This is a genomic window from Kitasatospora sp. NPDC048298 (assembly GCF_043201465.1).
In the GTDB taxonomy this organism is placed as follows: domain Bacteria; phylum Actinomycetota; class Actinomycetes; order Streptomycetales; family Streptomycetaceae; genus Kitasatospora.
Genome location: NZ_JBICYZ010000030.1, coordinates 1 through 25,064, shown reverse-complemented (window position 1 = coordinate 25,064; position 25,064 = coordinate 1). Strand labels below are relative to the sequence as shown.

The following is a 25,064-nucleotide window of genomic DNA, read 5'->3' as shown; positions in this document are numbered from 1 at the left end:
CTCCGCTACGGAGCCGGTGACGCCCCCGGTCACGGCGCCAACCCCTCCCCGGAACGGCGGAGGGCCCGCCCTCGCACGCCATCGCCGACCCTAGCGGCGGCGGCCCCGGCGGCCGGGGCGCCACGCGGTACCTTCGACCGGGTGGCGCCGCCGTCCCCGGGGGCGCGTCGGGCTCAGCGCTCCCGCAGGTCGGGGACCACCTCGCGCAGGCGCTCGGCGCCGATCGCGCCCGCCCTCAGCAGGACCGGCACCTCGCCGGTGATGTCCACGATCGAGGAGGGCACGGCAGCCGCGGTCGGGCCCCCGTCGAGGTAGACGGCCACCGAGTCGCCGAGCATGCCCTGGGCGGCGTCGCAGTCCTGCGGCGAGTCCTGCCCGGTCAGGTTCGCGCTGGAGACGGCCAACGGCCCGGTGGCTTCGAGCAGTTCGATGGCGACCGGGTGCGCGGGCATCCGCACCGCGACCGTTCCGCCGGTCTCGCCGAGGTCCAGCTCGACCGACGCCAGGTGGCGGGCGACCACCGTCAGCCCGCCCGGCCAGAACTCCTTGACCAGGTCCCGCGCGCGCTCCGTCACCTCGACCAGCCCGTCCAGCGCCTCCGGGGAGCCGACCAGCACCGGCGAGGGCATGTTCCGCCCCCGGCCCTTGGCCCGCAGCAGGCGGTCGACCGCCCCCGGCGCGAAGGCGTCCGCGCCCACCCCGTACACGGTGTCCGTAGGCAGCACCACGAGTTCACCGCGGCGCACCGCGGCCACGGCCTCGCGCAGCCCGGCCGCGCGCTCGGACGGGTTCGAGCAGTCAAAACGACGAGTCATCAGGGGTCTCCACCGGCGGGCCGCCGGCCCGCACCGTTCCTCCGGCCCGGCCACCTCTCCGGCCGGACACGACCTGGTCAGCCTACCCTTCCCGGGTCCGCGGCCCGGCGGCGGTGGGTGCCTCCCCCTCGGCCGCTCGGGTGGCGCGGGACGGCGGCACGGCACCGGGCCGTCCTCCCCGGGGGCGGGTACCGGCGGCCGGACGTAGGTTGCCGACATGACCAGTGACGAGACGGTCCCGGCCGTGGGAGTGCGCCCGGTGGACGAGGTGTTCGCCGCGATCGACAAGGTCAACCGGCGGCCCCGGCCCTGGAGCGGCTTCGAGCACGGCGTGCTCGGCGCCTACCGGTGGGCCGCCGGCGCCCAGATCGCGGCACCGGTCACCGCCGCCGCCACGGCCGCCGCCACCGACGGCGCCACCGGCCCGTGCCACGCCCAGCTGCTGGCCGAGTGCCAGGCCGCCGCCGTCCACCTCCACCGGGTCCGCGCCCAGGGCTCGGACCACAGCTACGTGCTCGGCGTCCACCGGGCACTGGCCTGGCTCTGCGGACTGCACGAGGACCGCCCCTGAGCGGGGGCGGTCCTGAGACTCACGGCACTGGACGACTCACGGCGCTGAACAGGGGTCAGACCGGGTCAGTAGTAGTGGCGGCGGCCGCCGACGGCGTGTCCGAGCGCCCCGACGACCCACAGGACCAGACCGATGGCGACCAGCACGATGCCGATGGTCCAGAGGATCGCGATGCCGGTGACGAAGCCGATGACGAGCAGGATGACGCCGAGGATTATCACGAGGGTCTCCCTGGTTGACGGGTGGCTGGTGGCGGGGGCGGCCCTCGTCGGCTCGAACCGGCCGGGCCGTCCCCGGGAAACCGGGCCGGTCTCGCCGGCCCGTCTCCACACCCCACGCGTGTACCGCGGTACGGCTGGAGCAAACCGGGCGGCCACTCCCCTCAGCGCCGGTGGCGGCCGCCCCGGCGGGGCGGGGCGGCCACCCGGGGTGCGGGCAGGAAGAGCCGGGCCAGCTCGCGGCCCAGGTTGACGCCGATGGCGAGGGCCATCGCCATCGCGCCGGCCCGGCCGATGAGGCTCAGCCCGGCCTCGGGCTCGCCCCGGACGAAGGCGAGCATCCCGAAGTACAGCACCGAGCCGGGCAGCAGCGGGCCCAGCGCGGCGGTGATGTGCGGCAGCGCCGAGCTGCCCCGGCAGCGCGCCATGAGCTGGCCGGAGAGGCCCACCAGCCCGGCGGCCAGGCCGGTGGCCAGGATCGGCTCGCCGCCCGCGTTCACCAGCACCCCGTACGTGGTCCAGCCGGCCGCGCTGTTCAGCAGGACCGCCGGCAGCGTGGCCGGCTCGGTGTTCAGCATGACGGCGAACGCCAGGGTGAGCAGCACCGCGGCGGCGAGCTGCAGCGGCGGGTTCACCGCCCCGGGCGGGACGTCCTGGGCGGCGAGGTCGGCGCCGTTGTTGACGCCGACGTAGAGCACCGTCATCACCCCGATGACCACGCCGGCCATCAGGTACAGCGCCTCGAGCAGCCGGGCGGCGGCGGTGAGGTAGAAGCCCGCCAGGCCGTCCTGGGCCGCGGCCACCATGGGCCACCCGGGCAGCACCGCGTACAGCCCTCCGGTGATCACCACCGAGCCGCGCAGGTGCAGCCCGTTGAACGAGAGCAGGATGCCGATCACGGCGGCGGGCACCGCCGCCACCACGAACTGGTAGAACGCCGGGAGGTCGTGGCGTGCCACCAGCGCCGAGCACCGCTCGCCCGTCAGCGCGGCGACGACGGCGCTGGCGAACACCAGCCAGGCCCGGGCGTCGGCCCGGCCGCCGATCAGCAGGGTGGCGGCCCCGGCCATCCCCCCGCAGGAGAGCACGAACAGCCGCCCGGAGTAGCGGCGGCTGTTCCGGCGGGCCGCCAGCAGGTGTCGGTGCGCCTCGGGGACGGTCATCCCGCCCACGGCGATCCCGGTGACCAGCCGGAACACGGCGGCCAGCCGCGCGTAGTCGACGGACGGGCGGCGGACGGAGCACTCGGCAGTCAGCGAGGGCTCCGACGGCCCGGGCTGGTACGAGATCGCCACCCGGGTGAAGGTGACCTGCGGGTCGCACGGGTGGAGCCGGTAGGCGTGGGCGACGGCCAGCATGGCGGCCTCGACGTCCTCCGCCGCCTCGCCGCTGGCCAGCAGCAGCTCGCCGACCAGCAGCGCGAGGTCCAGCACCTGAGCCGGCTCGACACCCGCCGGCGGATCCGCGCCGGCGCCCTCCGGCGCGGGCCGCCGGTCGGCCGTCGGGGTGCGCAGCAGCGGCAGCATCATGTCGGGCCAGGGGGCCGCGGTGGCGTCACCCTCGGGGCCGGGACGGGCGCCTGGCTCGCGCCGTCCGGGCGCGGGGGCCTGGGGCGGCACCCGTTCGGGCCGGGTGGGGTGTCCTTCCGGGCCGGCGGGCGCGCCGAGCTGCTCGTGTTCCGTCATCGCGACTCCCTGACCCCACCCCCTCCGTCACCATCGTGCAGCCCTTCAACTACCCGGAGTGACGCTGCGACGAACGCGCCACACCCGGCACACCCGTCCGAACCGGAGCACGAGCGGCCGTACACGCCCCGTCGCCCCGCGCGTGCCGACCTCGGCGGCCGCGGGGCGGGCCGGTCGACGGTCCCCGGGCGGGCCACCGGAGGGCCTCGCGGCCGGATTCGCGACGGCTTCGGCGGGTACACGCGGCTGCGCGACGACCCGAACGCCGCTCGAAGACGAACAAGCGCCGGCCGGCCCACGCACTCGGCCGCCGAGCGGCGCGTGCCGCCCGAGGAGGTGCCCCGATGACCGTCCCGATGCCCCCCGATCCGGACACCCGGCCGATACCCGGCCCCGACCCGACGCCGGGGCCGCGCGAGCCCGATCCGGCGCCGCCGCCGATCCCGCCCTTCCCGCCCGTCCCGCCCGTCCCGCCGCCGGAGCCGATTCCGGACCCCGATCCGGCACCGCTTCCGCAGCCGCACCCCGGGCAGGCCTGACGGCGCCGTCCGGTCTGCCCGGCGCCGGCAAGCGGCCCGGCCGGGCGGCGCGGCGCGGCGCGGCGCGGCGCGGCGCGGCGGCCGTCAGAACCCCGGTGCCAGCAGGCCGTCCAGTTCGGCTTCGAAGAGCAGCGCGGGGCGGAAGCCCATGCCGGTGAAGTGCCCGGCGAGCTCCAGTGACAGCACGCCGTGCAGGCGGGTCCAGAAGGCCAGGAAGCGGTGCAGCACCTCGGGCGGGGCCGGCCGCTCGCCGGCCCAGTCCCGGTGGCCCAGCAGGTGGGTGGTGAACGCCGTCTCCTGGACGTCCGGGGCCCGCGGCCCGGCCGGAGTGAGCGCAGCGCAGGCGTCGACCAGCGTCCGCATCACCTCGTCGGCGATGGCGGTGGTGTCCTCGGGCGCGTGGTAGCCGGGCACGGGAGTGCCGTAGACCAGGAAGTACCGCTGGGGGTCGGCCAGGGCCCAGCCGCGCAGGGCGTGGGCGAGCCCGGCCAGGTCGGCGCCCTCGGCGGCGGCCGCGCCGAGGGTGTCGGCGAGGCTGCGGTACGCGTCCCGGACGAGTTCGGTGATCAGCTCGTCGCGGCCGGCGAAGTAGCGGTAGAGCGCGGGGCCGCTCATGCCCATCCGCTTGGCGATCGCGTTGACGGACAGTGCCGAGGCGCCGGCCGTGGCGATCTGCTCCCAGGCGTGCGCCTTGATCTCCTCGCGCACCTGGGCCCGGTAGCGCTCGCGCGGGGTGTCCGCACCCGTTGTCGCCATCGCCCTCGCCCGCTCCCCGCTTCGCCCGACTAGATACTCACGCTTCCGTTAGAAGGTATCACTGCACCGGTTGACCACTCACCCCTCGCGGAGTTACAACTTCTAACGAGAGCGTGAGCCTCTAGCTCGCGACGACCGCGCCGACCGCGCCGCCCCGGCGGCCGACCGTGAATGGGGAGTCCCATGTCCGCCACCCGCAGCACCGGCATCCGCACCGCCCTCCTGACCGTCCCGCTCGCCCTCGGCCTGCTCGGCGCCGCGGTGGCGCCGGCCGGGGCCGCCACCGGCCACCGCGCCGGCACCTCGCTCACCTGCCACGGGGCGGGCGTCGACCCGTCCGCCCGGGTCCGCTACCGGACCGAGACCCTGATCCACGCACCGCTGCGGACGGTCTGGCGACTCCAGACCGACGTGGCGCGCTGGCCCGACTGGCAGGCCACGGTGCGCAGCGCCGAGCGCCTCGACGACGGCCCGCTGCGCGCGGGTTCGGCGTTCCGGTGGACCACCCCGCTGCCGCCGAACCCCGCGTCGACCGACCCCACCCTGGAGATCACCTCCACCGTCCGGCAGCTGCGGCCGGGCTCCTGCCTCCGCTGGACCGGCCCCGCGGTCGCGGCCGGGCTGCGGATCGACGGCGTGCACGTGTGGAACTTCACCGAGGTGCCCGGCGGCGTCCTGGTGCGCACCGAGGAGACCCACACCGGCCCCCAGGTCGACGCGAACGTCCCCGCCGCCACCGGGATCCTCCGCCAGGGCCTGGAGGGCTGGCTGCACGACCTGAAGACCACCGCCGAGTCCGGCGCCCGGTAGGGCCGGGTGCATGGAAGCCCGCGCCCCGGTCGGGCGCCCGCTCAGCGGGCGAGCAGTCCCTGCCGGCCCGCGTAGGCCGCGAGGCCGTCCGCCGTCGCGCCGGCCCAGCCGACGTACCCGTCCGGCCGGACCAGGAACACGCCGGTGCCGTACACCGCGTAGGCCGGGATACGGACCACCGGGGCGGTGAGGGCGGGCAGCGGGGCGTCCGTGCCGACGGTGAGCAGCGTCCAGTGCGGCCCGCGGAAGGCGTCGAACAGCCGGGTTCCGCCCCGGCGGCCGTCCGGCGCGCGGTCGCCGGCCCGCAGCGCGTCCGCCGGGAGATCCGGTCGGGTCTCCACGGAGAGCGCGGACTCCCGGTAGCCGACGCCGAGTTGCTGGGTCACCCGGCCGCGGCGCTGCTCGCCGCGGTGCACCCGGGTGGACAGCGCCAGCATCTGCGCCGCGTTGGCGCGGCGTTCCTCCTCGTAGCTGTCCAGCAGTTCCCCGCCCGCTCGGCCGGCCAGCACCGCGGCCAGCTTCCAGCCCAGGTTGTAGGCGTCCTGGACGCTGGTGTTCAGTCCCTGCCCGCCGGCCGGCGAGTGGACGTGCGCGGCGTCGCCCGCGAGGAACACCCGGCCCGCGCGGAAGCGGTCGGCGAGCGCCGCGCGCGGGCGGAACTCGGAGATCCAGCGCAGTTCGGTGACCTGCTCGGCGGTCAGGTGGGAGCGGGCCGCGACCAGCTCGCGCAGCCCGTCGAGGGTGTGGTCGACGACCGTCCCCTCGGGGAACCCGGCGACCAGCTGGAAGTCCTCGGTGCCGCCGAGCGGGCAGATCGCCAGCACCCCCTCCTCGGCCGGGAACACGTGCCAGTGGTCGCGGCCCAGCCCGTCGACCCGGACGTCCGCGACCAGCATCGGGGCGGGGTCGACGGTCTCGCCGGTCATCCCGATGCCGAGCAGCCGCCGCACCGTCGAGCGCCCGCCGTCCGCCGCGACGAGGTACCGCGCCCGGACCGGGCCGCCGGTGGCGAACTCGGCGGTCACGCCGTCCTCGTCCTGCGCCAAGCCGACCAGTTCGCGCCCGAACGCGACCTCGCCGCCCAGCTCGCGCAGCCGCCCGTACAGCACCTGCTGGGTGCGCCACTGGGGCAGCATCAGCGTCTCGGTGTACGGCTCGGCCTCGGAGGGCTCGGTCGGGTCGTACATCGCCTGCTCGCCCTGCGGTTCGCCGTCCCGCCAGAACAGGTTGGGCGGGTAGGGGCCGGCCAGCGCGCAGACCCGGTCGAGCACGCCGAGGTCGTCGAGCACCTCCAGCGTGCGCGGCTGCAGGCCCTTGCCGCGCGAGCCGGGGAAGAGTTCCGTGCCGCGCTCGACCAGGAGGGCGGTGGCGCCGTGCCGGGCGAGGTCCGCCGCCAGGGCGAGTCCGGTGGGGCCGGCGCCGATGACCAGGACGTCCGTGTGCATGCCGCGAGAAGTCACGGCAACCTCCTTAACGTTGTTAAGTAGCCGTTGCCGACAGCCTGCACTTAACGGCGTTAAACTGTCAACCGTGACCTCGCAGAGAACGCAGAGAACCCCCAAGCTCGACCGCGGCCAGGTCGTCGACGCCGCCCTGGACCTCTTGAACGAGGCCGGTCTGGACGGCCTGACGCTGCGCGCCATCGCCGCCCGGCTCGACGTCAAGGCGCCCGCGCTGTACTGGCACTTCAAGGACAAGCAGGCGCTGCTGGACGAGATGGCGACGGAGATGATGCGCCGGATGACCAGCCGGGTGGGGGAAGGCCGGCGGGGCGACTGGCGGGAGGCCTACCTGAGGACCATGCGCACCCTGCGCGCCGAGCTGCTGCGCTACCGCGACGGCGCGAAGGTCTACAGCGGCGCCCGGTTCACCGACACGAGTTACGCGGCGGGCCTGGACGCCTCGCTGCGCGTGCTGGTCGAGGCCGGCTTCACCCCGGCCGCCGCCACCCGGGCCTGGCAGACCGCCTACAGCTACACCATCGGCTACGTCATCGAGGAGCAGGCGATGGGCCCCAACCCCTTCGACGGCGAGGAGGGCTACGACGTGGACGCCCGCGCCGAGCGCCTGGCCGCCCACCCGCTGGCCGCCGAGTCGGGCCGGGTGATGTTCCAGGACTTCGACGAGGGCTTCGAACAGGGCCTGGCGGCGGTGCTCGCCGGGGTCGAGGCCACCCTGCTCGGCTGAGAACGGAACCGCCGGGCCCGTACGGGGGCCCGGCGGCGTCCGCACGCGCAGGAGCGGTCAGGCGGTCATGAACTCGCCCACCCGCAGCGCCCGCCGCACGATCCGGACGTCCCCGATGTACCCGTGGAAGACCTTGTCCAGCACCCCCGCGTACGCGTAGCCGCCCAGCATCCACGGCCGTCCCAGCGTGGCCAGCCCGACCGCGGGCGTCGCCGGGTTGCGCGCCACCTCGCAGCCCTCGACGTACATCCGGCTGAGCTTCCCGTCGTTGACCACCGCGACGTGCCACCACCGGTCCAGCGGCAGCTGGTGGCCCCAACAGGTGGACGCCCCGGTCTGGTTGAGCGGGTAGACGCACCACTGGAGGGCCGGTGCCTCGGAGAGGCTGAGCGTCACGACCGGCTCGTCGGCGTCCGTGCCCGGCCCGCTCCTGCCCGCCTCACTGCTCATCCCCCACCGGCTGAGCAGGGCGGACCAGCGGCTCTGCGCGGAGTCCCAGTCGGCGGGCAGCTTGAAGAAGGCCTCGACGGTGAACCCGCGCTCGAAGGTCTCCCGGTTCAGCGGCGCGGTGGGCACGGTCTGGAGGTAACTGCCGCGCACCGGCGAGCGGGTGCCCCTGAACTGCAGGCTGCCGTGGCCCGGCTGGTCCGGGTGGTGCTCGGCGGACCAGCCGAGCGCGCCGTCGGGCGTGCCCGGGGCGCTCTGCCACAGCAGGTCGTTGCCCTGCCCGGTCAGGTCCTTGACGACCTGCTGCGGGGCGACGGCCGTACCGTCCCCGCCGCCGTCGAACCGCCAGTAGGCCGCCGTGTCCCGCACCAGCAGTTCGCTCGCCCGGCGCGCCGGGCGCGGCGGGACGGGGGCGAAGCCGGCGAAGCGGCGCTCGAAGTCGATCGCCAGCGAGAAGCGGTCCACGTCCGAGGTCAGCTCGGCGTGCTGGGCGGCCAGCGTGTTGCGCTCCTCGGCCGCGATCTGCTGGATCCACGGCGAGAAGGTCGACACGTCGACGGTGTCGCGGTCGAGGTCGAAGCGGTACGCCCGGATCATCGCCGCGCCGCCGTAGTAGCGGTCCTGGTAGTTGGTGATGTGCACGTGCACGTCGTGGCCGGCCCGGTTCTTCAGCACGGTGCGCCCGGGCGGCCAGTAGTGCCCGTTGACGGTGAGGAAGATCTGGTCGTTGCCGTCGATCAGCCGCTCCCAGAGCCGCTTCCCGTTGTCGGACAGCTCGGCGCGGCCGCTGTCGTCGGCGTACGCCAGGTCGTGGGTGGTCAGGATCACCGGGACCTTCGGGTTGGCCGCAATCATCGAGTTCGCCCAGGCGAAGCCCGCGTCGGAGAGCCGCCAGTCCAACGAGAGCACCATCCAGTCGCGGCCGGCCGCCCGGAACACGTGGCAGGTGTTGTAGCCGTCCGGGCTGGAGCCGCGGTACCCGGCGGTGCGGGCGGCCCTGGCCTTGCTGAAGGTCTCCAGGTACGGGGTGCTGCCGCGCTGGTCGTCGGTCGAGGAGCGGACGTCGTGGTTGCCGGCGAGCACCCCGTAGGCCGCGCCCGCGTCGTCCAACAGGCCGAACACCTTGGTGACGGCGGCGTACTCGACGGCCAGCCCGTTCTCGGTGACGTCGCCGAGGTGGGACAGGAAGACGATGTTGTCGTCCGTCCCGTCCTCCCGGTTGACCCCGCCGTCCAGCACGTAGCGGACCGAGGCCTCCAGCGGCGCCGGGTGGATCCGGTCCTGGTCGAACAGGTACTGGGTGTCGGGCAGGACCACGACGGTGAACTGCCGGGCGTCCGGGTCGGGCTGCCAGCGCCCGTTCCCCTTGCCCTTCCCGGGCTTCTTGGCCGCCGTACCGGCCCCGCCCGTCGGCTCGGACCCGGCCGCCGTACCGGGCCCGGCCGCCCGCGCGGGCGCCGCACCGAGCAGACCGAGCCCGGCGGTGCCGACCCCGGCGCCCACCAGACCGGCCCCGCGCAGGAACCGGCGCCGGCCGGCCGCGGCCGGCCCCTCCCCGTCGAGGTCGGCGGTCCGCGGGCAGCCGCACTCGTGTTCGGTCGCCTGGATGTCGTGCATGTTTCGCTCCCGGTAGTGGTGTGGGCCCTGACGGTAGGTACCGGAATCGGTCGTGGATCATCGGCCGGGCCACGCCCCGTTGAACAGCGGCCGAATCCGACGGACGGCGCCGGGGCGGCGGCCCCGCCGACCGGGGCGCCCGGAGTGCGTGTCCGCACGGACCGGCCGTAGAACGGAAGGAGCCCGCCGGCGAGTGCCGCCGGGACGGAGGAGGTGGCTGCGATGGGACTGCCCCTGGCGGCCGGGCACGTGCTGGTACGGCTCGGCGAGGGCCCGCAGGACGCGGCCGAGGCGGTGCTCGACGCGCTGGAGGCCGCCTTTCCGACCCACACCGGGCGCGGCCGGACCCTGATGGGCAACGTCTGGGAGGATCCCGCCACCGTGACCTCGGAGGGCGTCCGGGTGGTCGCCGCGCCCCGGATCCACCGCACCCCCTCCGCCCCGACGCCGAACCCGTCGGCGAGGCTCTCCCAGTCCTTCGACGCCCACCGGGCGGGCTCGCCGGGGCCGCCGGTCACGCTGTCCGGCGGGCTGGCCGCGGACCTGCTCGGCGGTCCCGAGGACGTCGAGCGGGTGCTGCTCGTACTCGCCGCCCTCTGCCGGACGCGCGAGGAGGGCCGCGAGCGGCAGGGGCCCCAGCTGGCGGTCCGGCTGCGGCTCGACCCGCGCGACCGACGCGGCTGAGCGCCCATCGACGTGTGCCGGCGCGACCGAGCGCCCACCGGCGTGTGCCGGCGCCGGACCCGGGTAGGCGCGCCGACGGAACACAAACCGGCTGACTCCGTTCGGGGGCCGTCATGGCCGTACAGCGCAGACCAGACATGCAGCACGGGAGCGGGGCGCGCCGCCCGAGCGGCGAGCGCCACGACTTCCCGCACACCCCACAGGGCCCCGGCCGGACGACGCCGCAGCTCCGGCCCCAGAAGACGGTGCGCCGGGGCACCGAGCCGGTGACGGCCCGTTCCGACCTGGAGCTGCGGCGGCTGCTGTCCCGGATCTTCCTGGTCCTGTTCGCCGCCGGGGCGGTGGCCTTCGCCGTACTGGCCGCACTGGCCGCCCCTGGCCCCGTGCCCAACCAGGGGACCTACGCCTTCTTCGCCGCCCTGTGCGGCGGGTTCGCCGGCCTCGCCGGGCTCGACCTGGTGGTGATCAGGCGCCGCCTGGCCGCCGGGCAGGGCCGCGACCGGGGCGATGCCCCGGGCACGACGTCAGGGCTCGGCAGCGCGGCGCGGCCGGATGCCGACCGGCGGAGCTGAGCGGGTGCGGCGGTTCCCGGGCCGGGGATTTTCCCGGGCCCGGGGTTTCCTGAGCGCAGGGTTCCTGAGCGGGTTTCCTGAGCGCAGGGTTCCTGAGCGCAGGGTTTCCGAACCGCGGAGCACCGCCCGGCCGCCCGTGCGCTCGGTCCCTTGGGTTCCCGGGCGAATCCGGTGGTCGCACGTCCCAACCGCTTCCGGCCCAGAATCATCCCACCGGGTCTGGCCCGGTGGCCGTTCGGCAGACCCCGGGTTTGCATGGACTCACCGAGCCCCCAGCGATCCGGAGGTAGCGCCGTGTACGAGATGTGGGCCGAACACGACCCGGCGGTGACCCCGCCCGCCGTGGTGTGGCACGTGATAGCGAAGGACGACGCGTCGTCCTCACTCTGCGGACGATTCCTGGAACCCTCCCAGCGCGTCGTCCCGGCAGCCGACGACACCGGTTCGACCGCCGGGCCGGACCGGTACTGCGACCCCTGCCTGGTCACCGTGCGCGAGGCCCTGGCCGCCAGCGCGCGCTGACCGTCCCTCGCGACGCCCGCCTCGTCGCCTGCTCTCCTTCACCGCATGCTCAGGGCAGCGGCACCGCCATCAGGCACGGGTGCCGGCTGCCGGTTCCGGAGTCAGCCAGGACGGTGGCCACCTCGCCGGTGATCTCCACGCGAAGGCCGCCGTCCGCGCTCTCCCAGACCAGGCCCCCGTCGGGCCCCACGGTCTGCGTCTCGTGCACGACGACCACACTCGGGGGTGCGTGCCCGCCGATCGGGCCGGGGAGCGTCACCGCGTAACGGCGCGTGAGGCTTCTCATCTCGGCCTCCTTCTCTCCCACCCTGCGTCATCGATTCTCCCCACGTCCAACCGCTTGTACACGGAGGACCTTGGTCCGCCCGGGAGACCGGTGCCAACCGGCGCGTCTACCCCCGCCCGGCGCGCTCACACACCGGAATGCCGGGAATCCCGGTGACCGGACGAGCGGATCGGGTCGACGCCACAGACCGGATCGGGTCGGCGCCGCAGAGCGAACCGTCGCGGCATGGGTCATCGTGACTGAGAGGACACGGCCGAGCCCGAGGAGACCGCCCGTGGGAGACAACGGCGCCGGACCCGACCGGCGGTCCGCGCCGCTGGGCAGCCGCCGTCCCCGGGTGTCCGCGGGCCGGAGCCGACCGGGAGCGGCGGGCCCCGGCCCTTCCGGAGACCGGGTCCCGTCCGGGGACCGCGTCCCCTCCGGGCTGCGGACGACGGCCGGGTACACCTGGCGGCTGGCGCTGCTCGGACTCGCCGTCTACCTGGTCGTCCACGTCCTCGCCCGCCTCCAGCTACCGGTCATCGCCGTGTTCGTGGCACTGGTCATCACCTCCGTGCTGCGCCCGCCGGTCGACCTGCTGGCCCGGGTGACGCCGCGCTCACTGGCCGTCCTGCTCTCCTTCCTCTGCACCCTCGCGCTCGTCGGCGGGGTGCTGGCGCTGGTCGGCACGACGGTCGCCGACGAATGGACCCGGCTGGGCAACGAACTGCGCGGCGGCCTCTCCCGGATCGACCACTGGCTCACCGGCGCCCCCTTCCACCTGCGGCCCGGCACCGTCACCGATCTGCGCTCCAAGATCGGCGACTTCATCTCCGCCCACCGCTCCGCCCTGCTCAGCACCGCGCTCAGCGGCGCCGGCCGGGTCGTCGAGCTGGTCACCGGGCTGGCGCTCGCGGTGTTCTGCTCGGTGTTCTTCGTGCACTCCGGCGACCGGATGTGGTCCTGGGCGCAGCAGCAGCTGCCGGCCCGCAGCCGGGCGACGTGGGACGGCGCCGGTCGCGCCGCCTGGCGCACCTTCGCGGGCTACACCCGGGGGGTGCTGATCGTGGCGGCCTCCAACGCCGTGCTGGTGGGCATCGCGCTGGCGATCCTGGGCGTTCCGCTGGTCCTGCCGCTGATGGTGCTGGAGTTCGCGGCGACCCTCGTCCCACTGATCGGCTCCCCGATCGCCCTGGCGATCGCCGCCGTGGTCGCGCTCGCCGCCCGCGGCCCGGTGATCGCGCTGCTGGTGCTCGCGCTGATCGTGGTCATCGGCCAGATCGAGGGCCACCTGCTGCATCCGCTGGTGCTCAGCTGGTCCGTCCGCATCCACCCGGTGGTCATCGCCGTCTCGGTGGCCGGCGGCGCCGTGCTGGCCGGGGTCCTGGGCGCGGTGGTGGCGGTGCCGGTGGTGTCGGTCGGCTGGGCGGTGCTCACCGAGCTGCGCTCCCGGGGCGGACCCGGCCGCTCACGGGCGCAGCCCCCTGCGGCGGGCGACCTGTCGGGCCACCGCGAGGACGAAGGTCGGCGCCCAGACCAGGGCGAAGCCGACCAGCACGGCGGGTGAGTGCGCGTCGGCGCTGACCAGCAGCAGGCCGGCCGACAGCGCCAGCAGCACCGCCAGCACGGCGGACGGCACCCGCGCGGCGACGCCCAGGGCCCGGACCAGCAGTGGGCCGGGCCGGCGCCGCATGGTGCGCATCGCGCGGTCGAGCCGTTCGTCCGCCCGCAGGTCGTCCTCGATCTCCAGCAGGAGCCTCAGCTCCTCGCGGGAGAGCCCGGGCCCGTCCATGGCCGTCACCTCCGGTCCCCCGGCACGTAGGGCCTGTCTCTTGGATTTTGTCGCGGCCCCGGCAAGGATCCAAGAGACAGGCCCTATAGGCGGCTGCCCGGCTCGGGCGCTCCGTAACACCGGCCGGGCGACCTCGGGCCGGAATGGCCCGCGGCCCGGGTGACCTGGCAGGATTCCCGCTGACCGGTGCCGAAGGAGCCACTCACCGCTCCTGCGGCACGCCCCGCGACCGAAAGGCCACCCCGTGTCCACTCCCAGCACCGTCGCCGTCGAACGGGCCGACGACCGGAACCGGTACGAGATCTCCGTCGACGGCGAGCTCGCCGGCTTCACCGAGTACCGGGACCACGAGGAGCAGCGCGTCTTCTACCACACGGAGATCGACGAGGCCTTCGCCGGCCGGGGCCTCGCCTCGCACCTGGTCCAGGAGGCACTGACGGACGTGCGCGCGGCCGGGAAGCGGATCGTGCCGATCTGCCCGTACGTCGCCAAGTTCCTGCTGAAGCACGAGGAGTTCGCCGACATCACCGACCCCGTCACCCCGGAGGTCAAGGGCTGGCTGCGCACCCAGCTGTACTGATCCGGCCGCACCGACTCCCCGGCCCGCGGCTGGTCCGGGCGGCCCACCGAGGTGGGGCCGTTGGGCCCTGGCCGCGTGGTCGGGTGGCCCGGGATCCTGGTCGCCGGTATGCGCCGGTTGGGAGTGGAAGGGCCTGGGATGGGCGAGTTGGTCACGGTGAGGGCGTTCGAGGGGCTGACCGGCGAGGTCCTGGCCGAGGCGCGGGCCCGGGTGGCCGCCGCGGCGGCGGCTCCGGGGGTGGGGACGCTGGTCGAGGCCCTGCGGGTCCGGTTCGCGGCCGTGGCCGGGGGTGTGCTGGCACAGGTGAACGCCGAGGTCGACGGCCGGCGGATCCGCGTCCAGGAGGCCGCCTCCGGGCTGGGCGACTCGCTGGACCGGGTGAGCGAGGCGCTGCGCTGCAGGATTCGGGCCGTCACCGGGGCCTGGGCGCCGCGCCCCTGGTCGGGCCTCCGTACGGCGGCGTCCACCGGCTCGGGCGGCGTGGGCGTCCCCGGGCTCCGGGTGGTCCGGCGCAAGGAGCCCTCGCTGGTCTGGTGCTCGCCGGAGGCCGCCGCCCGGACCATGGACGCGATGGACTACGACATCCACCTGTTCACCGATCCGGCGACCGAGACCGACGCCGTGGTCTACCGGGTCGGGCCGACCGGCTACCGCCTCGCCCGTACCGTCCCCGCCGGGCCGGCGGGCCGCCGCACCTCGCCGATCACCCTCAGCCCGTACGGCGCGCCCCGGCTGACGGAGGCGCAGGCCGTCGACCGGCTGGCGGGCGCGGAGCTGCCGTTCCTGTTCTTCGCGCACCCGGACAGCGGCCGGGGCCGGGTGCTCTACCGCCGCTTCGACGGCCGGCTCGGCCTGATCGCCGGGCGCTCCTGACGGTCGCCGGAACCGCGCCGCGCCCCCGCCGAGCGACTGCTCGGCGGGGGCGCGGCACATCTGCCCGGGACGGCCGCGTCACATGTTGATCATGTGCCCGGCGAGGCCGTGGATGGCCTCCTTGACCGCCTCGCCCAGGGTCGGGTGGGCGTGCACGTTGCGGGCGACCTCGTGGACGGTCAGGTCCCACTGCTGGGCCAGCGTCAGCTCCGGCAGCAGCTCGGTGACCTCGGGGCCGATCAGGTGGGCGCCGAGCAGCTCGCCGTGCTCGTTGTCGCTGATGACCTTGACGAAGCCGATCGGGTGGCCGAGGCCGTGTGCCTTGCCGTTGGCGGTGAACGGGAACTTGGCGACCTTGACGTCGTGACCCAGCTCGCGCGCCTGGGCCTCGGTGTAGCCGAAGGAGGCGATCTGCGGCTGGCAGTAGGTGGCGCGCGGGATCATGACGAAGTCGACCTCCATCGTCTCCACCCCGCCGATGGTCTCGGCGGCGATCACGCCCATCGTCTCGGCGGCGTGCGCGAGCATCAGCTTGGCGGTCACGTCGCCGATCGCGAAGATGTGCTCGACGCTGGTGCGGCCGCGGCCGTCCACCGCGATGGCGTTGCGGTCGGTGAGCTTGACCCCGGTGTTCTCCAGGCCGTAGCCGTTGACCCGCGGCGCGAAGCCGATCGCCTGGAGCACCTTGTCGGCCTCCAGTACCCGCTGCTGCCCGTCCTTGGTGACGGTGACGCGGACCTTGGCGTTCGGGTCGCTGTCGTCGATCGACTCGACCCGGGTGGAGGTCAGCACCTCGATACCCAGCTTGCGGTACTGCTTGGCGAGTTCGGTGGAGACCTCGACGTCCTCCAGCGGCACCACGCGGTCCAGGAACTCGACGATGGTGACCTTCACGCCGTAGTTGTGCAGCACGTAGGCGAACTCGACGCCGATCGCGCCGGCGCCCGCGATGATGATGCTCTCCGGCAGCTGCTCGGTGAGGATCTGCTCCTCGTAGGTGACCACGCGGTCGCTCAGGCTGGTGCCGGGAAGGAGGCGGGTGGTGGCTCCGGCGGCGATGATGCAGTGGCCGAAGGTGACGACCTCGAAGCCGCCGCCGCTCAGCGCGACCTGGAGGGTGTGGTCGTCGACGAAGGTGCCCCAGCCGTCGTACTCGGTGATGCCGTTCTTCTTCATCAGGTAGTGGACGCCCTTGACCCGGCCGTCGGCCACCGAGCGGCTGCGCCGGAAGGCCTCGCCGAAGTCGAAGGTCACCTGGCCCTCGACCTTGATACCGAAGGTCTTGGCCTCCTTGGTGAAGATGTGGGCGAGCTCGGCGTTGCGCAGCAGGGCCTTGGAGGGGATGCAGCCGACGTTGAGGCAGACGCCGCCCCAGTACTTGGCCTCGATGACCGCGACCTTCAGGCCCAGCTGGGCCGAGCGGACGGCGGCGGTGTAGCCGCCGGGGCCCGCGCCGAGGACGACGACGTCGTAGTGCGTGCTCATGTTGCTGACTCCTCCGAGGATGTCACCGTGTCGTGATCTCGGTCCCATGGTGTCAGGACCGGGCTCCGCGCACCCACCGGGTCTCGGTGGATGCGCTCCGCGCGGCACCGTACCGGCCCACGGCCGGATTGTCAGTGGCCTCCACTACGGTGGCCGCACCCGCAGCCACCGGAGGCGTTGACGGAGGGAGGTCCCGGATGGAGCAGCATCGGACGGAGCAGTCGGGTACGGCGGTCGGGTGGGCCCGCCGGCCGGCGGCGGCGGGCCCACCCGGGGGTCAGGCCGTCACCCCGTGGGTGCTCCCGCCGCTCGTGCCGCTCATACCCGTCGCGCCCGCGCCGGGCGCCGCCTTCACGGCCTGGCGCTGGGCCGGGACGGGCCGGTGGAGCGAGGAGAGGTCCCAGGCGTAGGTGCCGACGGCGTTCGCGATCACGTCGATGTTGACGTCGAAGACACCCATGTCGATGTTGCCCAGGTCGTCGCAGGCCTGGTGGTAGCAGGCGTCGTACGCGGCGCCGGCCGTACCCCCGTAACGGGCGGCCTGCTCCGGGGACTTGACCTTCTCGGCGCCGGTGTCGGTGCCGCCGGCCGGGATGCCCGCGTCGATGAACGGACCGTAGTCGGAGCGGCCGTCGAAGACGGTCGGGTCGTGCGGCAGGCCCCGGCCGTCCAGGTAGCCGTTGATGTCCCGCTCCAGCTGCGCCGAGCCCTCGGGGCCCGCGTCGCCGCCGGCGCTGCCCGAGCCGTTGTAGACGAACTGCGCGTAGTTGGGGGAGGCGATCATGTCGAAGTTGAGGTAGAGGCCGATCTTCTTCTTCTCCGCGTCGGAGAGGGACTTCACGTACGCCTCGGCGCCCTTGAGGCCGAACTCCTCGGCCGACCACCAGGCGAACCTGACCTTGTTCTTCACCGGGTGGACGGCGAGGTTCTTCGCGACCTCCAGGATGCCGGCGGTGCCGGAGCCGTTGTCGTTGATGCCCGGCCCCTCGGGGACGGAGTCGAGGTGCGCGCCGACCATCACGGTGTTGTCGGGGTCGCCGCCGCGGGTCTCCGCGATGACGTTCCAGGTCCTGCGCTGCTCCATGAAGGTGCGGATGTCCAGTGTCACCCGGACGGGCCCGGTGGCGGCCTCGGCGGCCAGGGCCTCGCCCGCCGCCTTGGTGATCCCGCCGGTCGGGATCCTCCCCGCCGTCGGCTCACTGAGCGTCCCGTTGAGGGTGCCCTCGGTGTTGTTGTAGACGATCGCCCCGGCCGCGCCCACGGCGGCCGCGGCGGCCTGCTTCTCGGCGAAGGTGCATCCGCCGCGCCGGATCAGGGCGATCTTTCCGGTGAAGGCGCCCGCCGGGTAGTCGGCCGGTGTGCAGCCGGTGGTGGCACTGACCGGAGCGACCACCAGGTCCGCGGTCAGGCCCGCCTCCGGGCCGCTCACCGAGTACGTCATGGCGATCACCGGCACCGACTCGGCCTTCGGGGAGAGCACGTCGAGGTGCTCGGAGCGGGCCTCGAAGAAGGTGTACACGAACTCCTGCTTGGACACCTTGAGCCCGGCCCGCCGCGCCTGCTCGTAGACGTACTGCGCCGACTGGTCGTGCCCCTTCGAACCGGCCACCCGGGTACCGCCGTTGCGGTCCGCGATCAGCTGGAGGGCGGCCAGCGTGGCCCGCGCGTCCCGGGCACTGCTCGCCTCGACCAGCCGGGAGGCCAGCCTGGCGCCCTTGCGCGCCGGGTCCGGGTCGGCCGAGGCGCTGCCGGCACCGGCCAGCAGCAGCGGGGCGACCAGGGCGGCGACGGTCAGGGCGGCGCCCGCGCCACGCCGGGTGACGGCGGTTCGCGGGCGTCCTGGGGAGGTGTCGTGGTCGTACGGGGTGTCGTGGTCGTACGGGGTGGAACGGTCGAGCGGGGAGGTGGAGCGACGGGTGCGCAGCATCAAGGCAACTCCTTCCGACGGGCCGTGAGGGTCATGATTTGACATGACCGGAATCCCGTTGCCAAGCCTTTACGCAGACCTTGCGAGATGCGGACCGCGACGCGCCCGGTGATATTGGAGAGGTGGGGGGTGTCTCATCCAGGAGTGTGACCAGATGTCCATGATGGATAAGCTCAAGAACCTGCTGAAGGGCCACGAGGAGCAGGCCGACAAGGCCGTCGACAAGGCGGGCGACGCCGTCGACCAGCGCACCGAGGGCAAGTACAGCGGTCAGGTGGACGCCACCCAGGAGCAGCTCAAGAACCAGTTCCGCGACCAGCCGCCCCAGTAGGAGCGACTCCGCGGGGCGCCGCGCCCGGCGCCGTCCGACCGGCTCGCCGCCCCGGCCCGGCCGCCCGGTCGGGCCGGGGTTCAGCGTTCGTCGCGCCGGGGTTCGGCAGCCGGGGGTTCGTACCTGGGGCTACGCCTCCGGGGATTCGTACCTGAGGGTCACGCGTCCGGGGGTTCCGTCTCCAGCGGGCTCCGCCGCTCCGGGCGGTTCGCCCCCACTCTCGCCGTCGGCACCGCAGTTCTCGCAGGGCCCCGGCCCGGGCTGCTCGCGCAGCCGTCCGCACTCCGGGCACACCCGGTCCAGCCAGCAGGCCGACTCGCCGCCTTCGTCCATACGACCGATTCTGCCGGGCGGACCCTCGCAGGCGCGAGTAGACACTGTCTACGGATGCCTGGTAGACAGTGTCTTCATGACCGAACAGGAACGGGACCTGCGGGCCCGACTGGTGGCCGCCGGCGTCGAGTTGCTGGCCGAGGGTGGCGTGCAGGCGCTCGGCCTGCGCGAGATCGCCCGCCGCGCCGGGGTCTCGCACGGCGCGCCCCGCCGCTACTTCCCGACCCACCGCGAACTGCTCGCCGCCATCGCCCGACAGGGCTTCGGCAGGCTCACCGACACCCTCGCGGGCGCCGACACCCTCGCCGCCGGCACCGGCGCCGACGCGCGTGCCCGCCTCGACGCGCTCGCCCGCGCCTACCTCGGCTTCGCCGACGCCAACCCCGGCATGTTCGAGCTGATGTTCCGTCACGACCTGCTGGAGGGCAGCGGGGTCGAACTGCGCCGCACCACCCTGCCGCTGTTCCAGACCTTCGTCGGGCTGGTCTCCGAGGTGCACCCGCGGTCCGACGATCCGGCCGCCGCCACCGCCGCCCTCTGGTCCAACCTGCACGGCCTCGCCCAGCTGCGCACCTGGGGCAGCCTGCGGCTGATCACCGGCGACGAGTCCGTCGAGCCGCTGCTGCGCGCCGTGCTGGACGCCCACCTCGGCCCGGGCGCCGCTGCCGGCCAGGGCGCCTCGCTCGGCCCGGATGCCCGGCGCGGTCAGGATGCCCCGCTCGGCCCGGATACCCGGCTCGGTCCGGGTGTCCGGTGAGGCCGCCGTTGCGCCGTGGGCTCGTCCTCGCCGCGAGCACCACCGGCGCGGTCCTGGTCGCCGTCGACGGCACCACCCTGACCGTCGCCCAGCCCGCCCTCCGGCACGACCTGCACGCCTCGGTCACGGCCGTCCAGTGGGCGAGCACCTGCTACCTGGTCACCGTGGCGGCCCTGCTGGTCTTCGCCGGCCGGCTGAGCGACCGATACGGACACCGGCGGCTCTTCGCGCTCGGTGTGGCGGGCTTCGCCGCCGGCTCGCTCGGGATCGCCCTGGCACCCGACATCGGCTGGGTCGTCGCGCTGCGCGTGGTCCAGGGCGTGGCGGGCGCGCTGCTGCAACCGGCCACCCTGGGCATGCTGCGGGCGGCCTGGCCCGCCGACCGGCTGGCCGGGCCGATCGCGGTCCGCACCGCCGCCATCGGGCTCGCGGCAGCGGCCGGACCGCTGGTCGGCGGGGCGCTGACCGCGCACTTCGGCTGGCGGTCGGTCTTCCTGCTGGGCCTGCCGCCCGCCGCGGCCGCGCTCCTAACGGCCCTCCTGGTACCGGCCGGGACGGGTGCGCCGGGGACCGGTCCGGCGGGGGCCGATCCGGCGGAAGCCGGGCGTCGCGGCGGCGGACTCGACCTGCCCGGGGCGGCCCTGCTCGCGCTCGCGCTGGCCTGCCTGGTGCAGAGCCTGGTGGCGCTGCCGGGCTCCGGCTGGTCGGCCGGCCCGCTGCTCGGCCTCGCCGCGACCGGAGTCCTCACCCTGGCCCTGGTCCGGCACGAACGCCGCACCGCCGACCCCCTGCTGCCGCCGGCCCTGCTCCGCTCACCGGCGGTCGCTCCGCCGCTCGCCGTCCTGCTCGCGGCCTCGGCGACGCTCCAGGGCGCGCTCTTCCCGGCCACCTACTACCTCCAGGACGTGCTCGGGCTGGACCCCTGGCAGAGCGCCCTGCGGGCGGTGCCGCTCGCGGCGACGATGATCCTCGCGGCCCCCGGCTCCGTCTGGCTGGCGAAGCGTCACGGCGAACGGGCGGTGGTGCTGTCCGGGATGACCCTGCTCACCACGGGGGCGCTGCTCACCGCGGGCCTCGGGCCCGGCTCCGGCACGGCCGCGATCGGCGGCTGCTTCGCGCTGTTCGGCACCGGCTTCGGCACGGTGATGGCCACCGCCACCGCGGTGGTGGTCCGCGGTGCGTCCGCCGCCCGGGCCGGGGTCGCGGGAGGTCTGCAGCAGACCGTGCTGAACATCGGCCCGGCGCTGGGCATCGCCCTGGCCACCATCGCCGCCGACCGTACCGACCCCGGCGCGGCGCTCGCACCGGCCGCGCTGACCATGGCGGTGGTGGCCGGCGCGGGGACGCTGCTCGCCGCGCGGCTGCCCGGCCGGGCCTCTTCGGTGGCGCCGTCCGTGAGCGGCGCCCGTGCCGTCAGACGCCGGTGACGCCGTCGATGCGCTCCCGGAGCAGGTCGGCGTGGCCGTTGTGGCGGGCGTACTCCTCGATCAGGTGCACCAGGATCCAGCGCAGCGAGACGCTGTCCGCGCCGAGCACCGCCGCGGCCTGCGGGGAGAGCGCGCCGGCCGCGTCCAGTGACTCGTCCGCGGTCAGCTCCCGGCCCCGGTCGATCTCCGCCTTCCAGTCCGCCAGCGCCTCGGCCATTCCGCGTGCAGGGTCCAGCCCGTAGCCGCCGGCGTTCTCCGGACCGTACACCGGCGGGACCTCCCGACCGTCGAACACCCGCTGGTACCAGTTGCGTTCGACCTCGGCAAGGTGCTGCACCAGACCCAGCAGGGTCATCGTGGACGGCGGGACGGACGCCAGCCGTACCTGCCGGTCGTCGAGCCCGGCGACCTTCCGGGCGAGGGTGGCCCGCTGGAAGTCCAACCAGCTCTCCAGCATGGCGCGTTCAGCGGCGTGCGGGGGCGGGATCGGCCGCCCGTCCGGGGTGAGTGCCATGGCCCCCACTCTGGCACACGCCCCCGCGCGTCTCCCACGCCGACCGGGACCGTGTCAGCGCGGCGAGCAGCGCGAGTTGCACGGCCGCGCCCACCGCCGGGCCGAGCCACACCCCCGACACTCCCAGCGGCCCGGACAGGGCCGCCGAGACGGCGAGTTGGGCCCCGAGACCGAGCAGCACGGAGACCACCAGCGGTCGGCCGGCGCCCGCCGCCTGGTGCACCCCGCCGAGGGCCACCACCAGGGCGTACGGCAGCAGGTAGAGCGCCGCCATCCGCAGGAAGCCGACGGACTGCGCGGCCAGCGCCCGGTCCTCGGTGAAGAGCGCGGTCAGCGGTCCGGCCAGCGCCGCGGAGAGCACGGCCGACACCGCACCGAGCAGTGCGGCGAGGCGGCCGGTGGCCCGGCTCAGGGTGCGCAGCGCGGCGCCGTCCCCCGCGCCGGCCAGGCGGGCGGCCTCTATCGCGGCGGCCTGGCGCAGCGCGTAGAAGGCCATGGTGACGACGAGCAGGACGCGGTAGCCGAGGCCGTACCCGGCCACCGCGGCGACGCCGAAGCCTGCGACCAGGCCGAGTTGGGCGGCTCCGACGGCCATCCGGGCTGTGAAGTCCAGGCCGAACGGTGCGCCCGCGCGCACGATCCGTACCGCTGCCGCGCCCACTCCCCCGGCCGCTCCGTCGGCGGTCCGCGACTGCGGCCCCGTACGCCGCCTCGCCGGTTGCCCCGTCGGTCGTCGTGGCCTCCGGCGCAGGTGCAGGGTGACGGCGAGGGCGATCGCCCGGGAGAGGGCCAGAGCCAGGGCCGCGCCCGGCACCCCGAGGGCGGGCAGCGGCCCCGGGCCCAGGATGAGCAGCGGGTCGAGGAGGAGCAGCAGGGCGTTGGAGAGCAGGGCGATCCGCATCGGGGTGCGGGTGTCGCCGGTGCCCTTGAACAGCTCGTCGGCGACGCGTTGGCCGAAGAAGAGCGCGAACGCCGGGAACGCGACGGTGAAGTACCCGGCGGCGTGCGCGGCGGCCTCGCCGTCCAGGAAGGCGCCCGCCAGCCGGTCGCGCAGCAGGAAGCCGGGGACGGCGAGCGCCACGCTGCCCACCGCGCAGAGCCACCCCGCCGCGCGGGCGGTACGGGCGGCCTCGGCCCGGTCGCCGGCTCCGAGGGCGTGGGAGAGCCGGACGCTGGTGCCGGAGCCGACCACCAGCACCAGTCCGAGCAGCAGGTTCTCCACGGTGCCGGCCAGGGTGACGGCGGCGACCGCGGCCCCGCCGAGACCGGCCACCCAGAACGTGCCGATCACCGAGGCGACCACCCCGGACAACAGCTCCGCGTAGACGGGTACCGCCAGTGCCGTGAGCCGGCGCGACTGTCCGCGCATGGCCCTCCCCCTTCCGCTGTGGCGCTCCTGCTCGGGCTCGGTCGGCGTCGACTCGGCCTCGGCTCAGCGTCGACCTGCCACCAAAGCCTCGAATAGAGATACATCGTTTCGAGGCACATCGACAAGAGGTAGCATTGCTGCTCCACAGGGCGCACTCCGACCGAAGGGCTCCAGCCGTGTTGACGCTCGCGATCCTCGGCTTCCTGTACGACCAGCCGCTGCACGGCTACGAGCTCAAGTCCCGGATCACCGGACTGACCGGCCACGTCCGGCCGGTCAGCGACGGCGCGCTCTACCCCGCCATCGCCCGACTGGAGAAGGCCGGGCTGCTGCTCCGGCGCACCGAACCGGGCAGCGGCGCCGTTCCACGGCAGACGCTGGAGCTGACGACGGAGGGCCGGGCCGAACTGCTGCGCCGGCTGGCCGATCCGGAGCAGGTCGAGATCACCGACCAGATCCGCTTCTTCACCGTCACCGCCTTCCTGCACCACCTCGCCGATCCGCCCCGACAGGCCGCCGTCCTCCGCCGCCGACTGGGCTTCCTGGACGCACCGAGCAGCTTCTTCCACGACGGGGCGGGCCGGCCGGTGACCGCCGAACGCGAGCCGAACCCCTTCCGGCGCGGGATGCTGCTCGTCGCCCGGGCCTCCACGGCCGCCGAGCGGGCCTGGCTGACCGAGACCATCGCGGAACTGGAACGGCCGGGCGGCGCGGCACCCTCGGAAACCCCCGGTACGCCGGCGGAGCCGAAGCCCTCGGAACGCTAGGCCGACAGGCGGACCGAAGGCGGAAACGAAGGCGCACGTCCCTGCCGAACAGCAGAGCGAAGAAGCGGATTTGGGCCGTTCCACACCTGGCTCTCCCCGGCCCCGGCATCGCTATGATGATCCGCCTCACGTCCTCGGCGCCCCCTCCGCGGCGTGACCCGCCACCGCGCCCCGCCGTCCCCCTGGAGGCCGCCGTGCCCACTTCCGAGACCGCGGTCGAGGCCGCAGTCCACTCCGCGCCGCTGAAGCGGGACGACATCCCCGGCTGGTTCTTCAGCCTCGACCGAGCCGCCTTCAGCCACCTGCTGTCCGCCCAGACCTCGGCCGGCGTCACCGGCGACATCCTGGAACTCGGCAGCTACCTCGGCCGCAGCGCCGTCCTGCTCGGCGACCACCTGCGGCCGGGCGAGCGGCTGACGGTCTGCGACCTGTTCGACTCCGAGGCCGGCGACGCCGAGAACGCCGCCGAGATGGACATGTCCTACCGAAAGACCCTCACCCGCAGCGCCTTCGAGGCCAACTACCTCGCCTTCCACGGCGAGCTGCCCGAGATAGTGCAGGCCCCGACCGCGGTACTGGCCGACGGCCGGATCCGGGCGAACAGCTGCCGCTTCGTCCACGTCGACGCCTCCCACCTCTACGAGCACGTCGCCGGGGACATCGCCGTGGCCCGCGCCGCGCTCTCCGAGAACGGCCTGGTCGCCCTGGACGACTACCGCTCCGAGCACACCCCGGGCGTCGCCGCCGCGGTCTGGGAGGCGGTCTTCACCGGCGGGCTGCGGCCGGTGCTGCTCACCCCGATGAAGTTCTACGGCACCTGGGGCGACGCGGCGGCCGCCCAGGCGGTCCTGCGGGAGCGCGACTGGCAGGCCGACGGGTACACCGCCGACGAGGACACCATCGCCGGCGCCCGGGTGATGCGCCTCAACTACCGGGTCAAGGCTCCGGTCCAGCGCTCCGTCCCGCGTCGGCTGGCCCTGGAGCTGCTGCCGCCGGTCGCGACCAAGGCCACCCGGCGGATGCTCCGGACGCTGCGCGAGCGCCGCGCCGTGCCCCCGGTGCCGAGCCCCTGAGCCCCCGGACCCCTGAGTCCACACCGGACCGCACGCCGGACCCCAGCGCCGGGGGGGCCCCCCCCCCCCCCGGGGGGGCGCCCCCGCGGCGGGGGGGGGCGGCCCGCCACCGAGAACATAAAAAAACTGACCACAAGAGAGTTAAGAT

Annotated in this window: 26 protein-coding genes; 14 read left to right on the top strand and 12 right to left on the bottom strand. The window is 74.6% G+C overall.

Features of this window, described 5'->3' with window-relative positions; all coding sequences use genetic code 11:
* Nucleotides 1-173 precede the first annotated feature (173 nt).
* On the bottom strand, nt 174-815 hold the full coding sequence (locus ACGF0D_RS22240; protein ID WP_392918707.1) for an L-threonylcarbamoyladenylate synthase: 642 nt from the start codon (nt 813-815) through the stop codon (nt 174-176).
* Nucleotides 816-1,032: 217 nt separating this feature from the next.
* Between ACGF0D_RS22240 and ACGF0D_RS22235 the strand changes: the two genes are divergently transcribed.
* A complete protein-coding gene (locus ACGF0D_RS22235; protein WP_392880557.1) occupies nt 1,033-1,386 on the top strand; it encodes a hypothetical protein in 354 nt (117 codons plus the stop codon).
* 65 nt (nt 1,387-1,451) lie between these two features.
* Here the strand turns inward: ACGF0D_RS22235 and ACGF0D_RS22230 are convergent, their stop codons facing one another.
* The 3 genes from ACGF0D_RS22230 to ACGF0D_RS22220 form a co-directional block, all read right to left on the bottom strand.
* Entirely contained in the window at nt 1,452-1,607 is a 156-nt protein-coding gene (locus tag ACGF0D_RS22230; RefSeq protein WP_392880555.1) for a DUF6131 family protein, read from the bottom strand.
* A 161-nt stretch (nt 1,608-1,768) separates the two neighbouring features.
* Nucleotides 1,769-3,289 carry a threonine/serine exporter family protein gene (locus tag ACGF0D_RS22225; RefSeq protein WP_392918704.1) on the bottom strand — a complete coding sequence of 507 codons (1,521 nt, stop codon included), beginning with the start codon at nt 3,287-3,289 and terminating at the stop codon, nt 1,769-1,771.
* Nucleotides 3,290-3,912: 623 nt separating this feature from the next.
* Nucleotides 3,913-4,584, bottom strand: a complete 672-nt coding sequence (locus tag ACGF0D_RS22220; protein ID WP_392880550.1) for a TetR/AcrR family transcriptional regulator — start codon at nt 4,582-4,584, stop codon at nt 3,913-3,915.
* Nucleotides 4,585-4,767: 183 nt separating this feature from the next.
* On the opposite strand from ACGF0D_RS22220, the gene ACGF0D_RS22215 reads away from it, so the two are divergent.
* A complete protein-coding gene (locus ACGF0D_RS22215) occupies nt 4,768-5,394 on the top strand; it encodes an SRPBCC family protein (protein WP_392918702.1) in 627 nt (208 codons plus the stop codon).
* 41 nt (nt 5,395-5,435) lie between these two features.
* Here ACGF0D_RS22215 and ACGF0D_RS22210 read toward each other — a convergent pair whose 3' ends face one another.
* Nucleotides 5,436-6,839 carry an FAD-dependent monooxygenase gene (locus ACGF0D_RS22210; protein ID WP_392918883.1) on the bottom strand — a complete coding sequence of 468 codons (1,404 nt, stop codon included), beginning with the start codon at nt 6,837-6,839 and terminating at the stop codon, nt 5,436-5,438.
* Between the two features lie 85 nt (nt 6,840-6,924).
* Here ACGF0D_RS22210 and ACGF0D_RS22205 point away from each other — a divergent pair, with 85 nt between their 5' ends.
* Nucleotides 6,925-7,581 (top strand): TetR/AcrR family transcriptional regulator C-terminal domain-containing protein, encoded by a 657-nt coding sequence (locus tag ACGF0D_RS22205; RefSeq protein ID WP_392918699.1) that lies wholly within the window; start codon nt 6,925-6,927, stop codon nt 7,579-7,581.
* Nucleotides 7,582-7,638: 57 nt separating this feature from the next.
* Here the strand turns inward: ACGF0D_RS22205 and ACGF0D_RS22200 are convergent, their stop codons facing one another.
* Nucleotides 7,639-9,645 carry a LamG-like jellyroll fold domain-containing protein gene (locus ACGF0D_RS22200; RefSeq protein WP_392918696.1) on the bottom strand — a complete coding sequence of 669 codons (2,007 nt, stop codon included), beginning with the start codon at nt 9,643-9,645 and terminating at the stop codon, nt 7,639-7,641.
* A 222-nt stretch (nt 9,646-9,867) separates the two neighbouring features.
* Between ACGF0D_RS22200 and ACGF0D_RS22195 the strand changes: the two genes are divergently transcribed.
* The 3 genes from ACGF0D_RS22195 to ACGF0D_RS22185 all read left to right on the top strand — a co-directional run bounded on the left by ACGF0D_RS22195 (nt 9,868) and on the right by ACGF0D_RS22185 (nt 11,423).
* Nucleotides 9,868-10,329, top strand: coding sequence for a hypothetical protein (locus ACGF0D_RS22195; RefSeq protein ID WP_392918693.1), 462 nt, complete (start codon nt 9,868-9,870; stop codon nt 10,327-10,329).
* 137 nt (nt 10,330-10,466) lie between these two features.
* Nucleotides 10,467-10,901 (top strand): DUF6343 family protein, encoded by a 435-nt coding sequence (locus ACGF0D_RS22190; protein WP_392918691.1) that lies wholly within the window; start codon nt 10,467-10,469, stop codon nt 10,899-10,901.
* A gap of 294 nt (nt 10,902-11,195) precedes the next feature.
* On the top strand, nt 11,196-11,423 hold the full coding sequence (locus ACGF0D_RS22185) for a hypothetical protein (RefSeq protein WP_392880536.1): 228 nt from the start codon (nt 11,196-11,198) through the stop codon (nt 11,421-11,423).
* A 49-nt stretch (nt 11,424-11,472) separates the two neighbouring features.
* Here ACGF0D_RS22185 and ACGF0D_RS22180 read toward each other — a convergent pair whose 3' ends face one another.
* Complete coding sequence (locus tag ACGF0D_RS22180; RefSeq protein WP_392880533.1) at nt 11,473-11,709, bottom strand: DUF6296 family protein; 237 nt, start codon at nt 11,707-11,709, stop codon at nt 11,473-11,475.
* 274 nt (nt 11,710-11,983) lie between these two features.
* Between ACGF0D_RS22180 and ACGF0D_RS22175 the strand changes: the two genes are divergently transcribed.
* Nucleotides 11,984-13,255 carry an AI-2E family transporter gene (locus ACGF0D_RS22175; RefSeq protein WP_392880530.1) on the top strand — a complete coding sequence of 424 codons (1,272 nt, stop codon included), beginning with the start codon at nt 11,984-11,986 and terminating at the stop codon, nt 13,253-13,255.
* On the opposite strand, the gene ACGF0D_RS22170 is transcribed toward ACGF0D_RS22175, so the two are convergent.
* Nucleotides 13,157-13,480 (bottom strand): hypothetical protein, encoded by a 324-nt coding sequence (locus ACGF0D_RS22170; protein ID WP_392880528.1) that lies wholly within the window; start codon nt 13,478-13,480, stop codon nt 13,157-13,159. The two genes, ACGF0D_RS22175 and ACGF0D_RS22170, sit on opposite strands and share 99 nt — an antisense overlap.
* Before the next feature lie 244 nt (nt 13,481-13,724).
* On the opposite strand from ACGF0D_RS22170, the gene ACGF0D_RS22165 reads away from it, so the two are divergent.
* Nucleotides 13,725-14,060, top strand: a complete 336-nt coding sequence (locus tag ACGF0D_RS22165; protein ID WP_392918688.1) for a GNAT family N-acetyltransferase — start codon at nt 13,725-13,727, stop codon at nt 14,058-14,060.
* 138 nt (nt 14,061-14,198) lie between these two features.
* Nucleotides 14,199-14,933, top strand: coding sequence for a sigma 54 modulation/S30EA ribosomal C-terminal domain-containing protein (locus ACGF0D_RS22160; protein WP_392918685.1), 735 nt, complete (start codon nt 14,199-14,201; stop codon nt 14,931-14,933).
* Between the two features lie 78 nt (nt 14,934-15,011).
* Here the strand turns inward: ACGF0D_RS22160 and lpdA are convergent, their stop codons facing one another.
* Together lpdA and ACGF0D_RS22150 are read right to left on the bottom strand one after the other, a co-directional pair.
* Nucleotides 15,012-16,418 (bottom strand): dihydrolipoyl dehydrogenase, encoded by a 1,407-nt coding sequence (gene lpdA / locus ACGF0D_RS22155; protein WP_392918682.1) that lies wholly within the window; start codon nt 16,416-16,418, stop codon nt 15,012-15,014.
* A 277-nt stretch (nt 16,419-16,695) separates the two neighbouring features.
* On the bottom strand, nt 16,696-18,345 hold the full coding sequence (locus ACGF0D_RS22150) for a M28 family peptidase (protein ID WP_392918679.1): 1,650 nt from the start codon (nt 18,343-18,345) through the stop codon (nt 16,696-16,698).
* Nucleotides 18,346-18,499: 154 nt separating this feature from the next.
* Here ACGF0D_RS22150 and ACGF0D_RS22145 point away from each other — a divergent pair, with 154 nt between their 5' ends.
* The 3 genes from ACGF0D_RS22145 (at nt 18,500) to ACGF0D_RS22135 (ending at nt 21,193) form a co-directional block, all read left to right on the top strand.
* Entirely contained in the window at nt 18,500-18,676 is a 177-nt protein-coding gene (locus tag ACGF0D_RS22145; RefSeq protein WP_392880517.1) for an antitoxin, read from the top strand.
* A 409-nt stretch (nt 18,677-19,085) separates the two neighbouring features.
* Nucleotides 19,086-19,766 carry a TetR/AcrR family transcriptional regulator gene (locus ACGF0D_RS22140; protein WP_392918676.1) on the top strand — a complete coding sequence of 227 codons (681 nt, stop codon included), beginning with the start codon at nt 19,086-19,088 and terminating at the stop codon, nt 19,764-19,766.
* 8 nt (nt 19,767-19,774) lie between these two features.
* Entirely contained in the window at nt 19,775-21,193 is a 1,419-nt protein-coding gene (locus tag ACGF0D_RS22135) for an MFS transporter (RefSeq protein ID WP_392918673.1), read from the top strand.
* On the opposite strand, the gene ACGF0D_RS22130 is transcribed toward ACGF0D_RS22135, so the two are convergent.
* Both ACGF0D_RS22130 and ACGF0D_RS22125 read right to left on the bottom strand, forming a co-directional pair.
* Nucleotides 21,180-21,707, bottom strand: coding sequence for a DinB family protein (locus ACGF0D_RS22130; RefSeq protein ID WP_392918670.1), 528 nt, complete (start codon nt 21,705-21,707; stop codon nt 21,180-21,182). The genes ACGF0D_RS22135 and ACGF0D_RS22130 overlap by 14 nt on opposite strands.
* A complete protein-coding gene (locus ACGF0D_RS22125) occupies nt 21,658-23,076 on the bottom strand; it encodes an MATE family efflux transporter (protein WP_392918667.1) in 1,419 nt (472 codons plus the stop codon). Before ACGF0D_RS22125 ends, ACGF0D_RS22130 begins: the two co-directional genes overlap by 50 nt.
* Before the next feature lie 176 nt (nt 23,077-23,252).
* Here ACGF0D_RS22125 and ACGF0D_RS22120 point away from each other — a divergent pair, with 176 nt between their 5' ends.
* Both ACGF0D_RS22120 and ACGF0D_RS22115 read left to right on the top strand, forming a co-directional pair.
* Nucleotides 23,253-23,843, top strand: a complete 591-nt coding sequence (locus ACGF0D_RS22120) for a PadR family transcriptional regulator (RefSeq protein WP_392918665.1) — start codon at nt 23,253-23,255, stop codon at nt 23,841-23,843.
* A gap of 194 nt (nt 23,844-24,037) precedes the next feature.
* A complete protein-coding gene (locus ACGF0D_RS22115; protein ID WP_392918662.1) occupies nt 24,038-24,916 on the top strand; it encodes a class I SAM-dependent methyltransferase in 879 nt (292 codons plus the stop codon).
* Nucleotides 24,917-25,064: the final 148 nt, after the last annotated feature.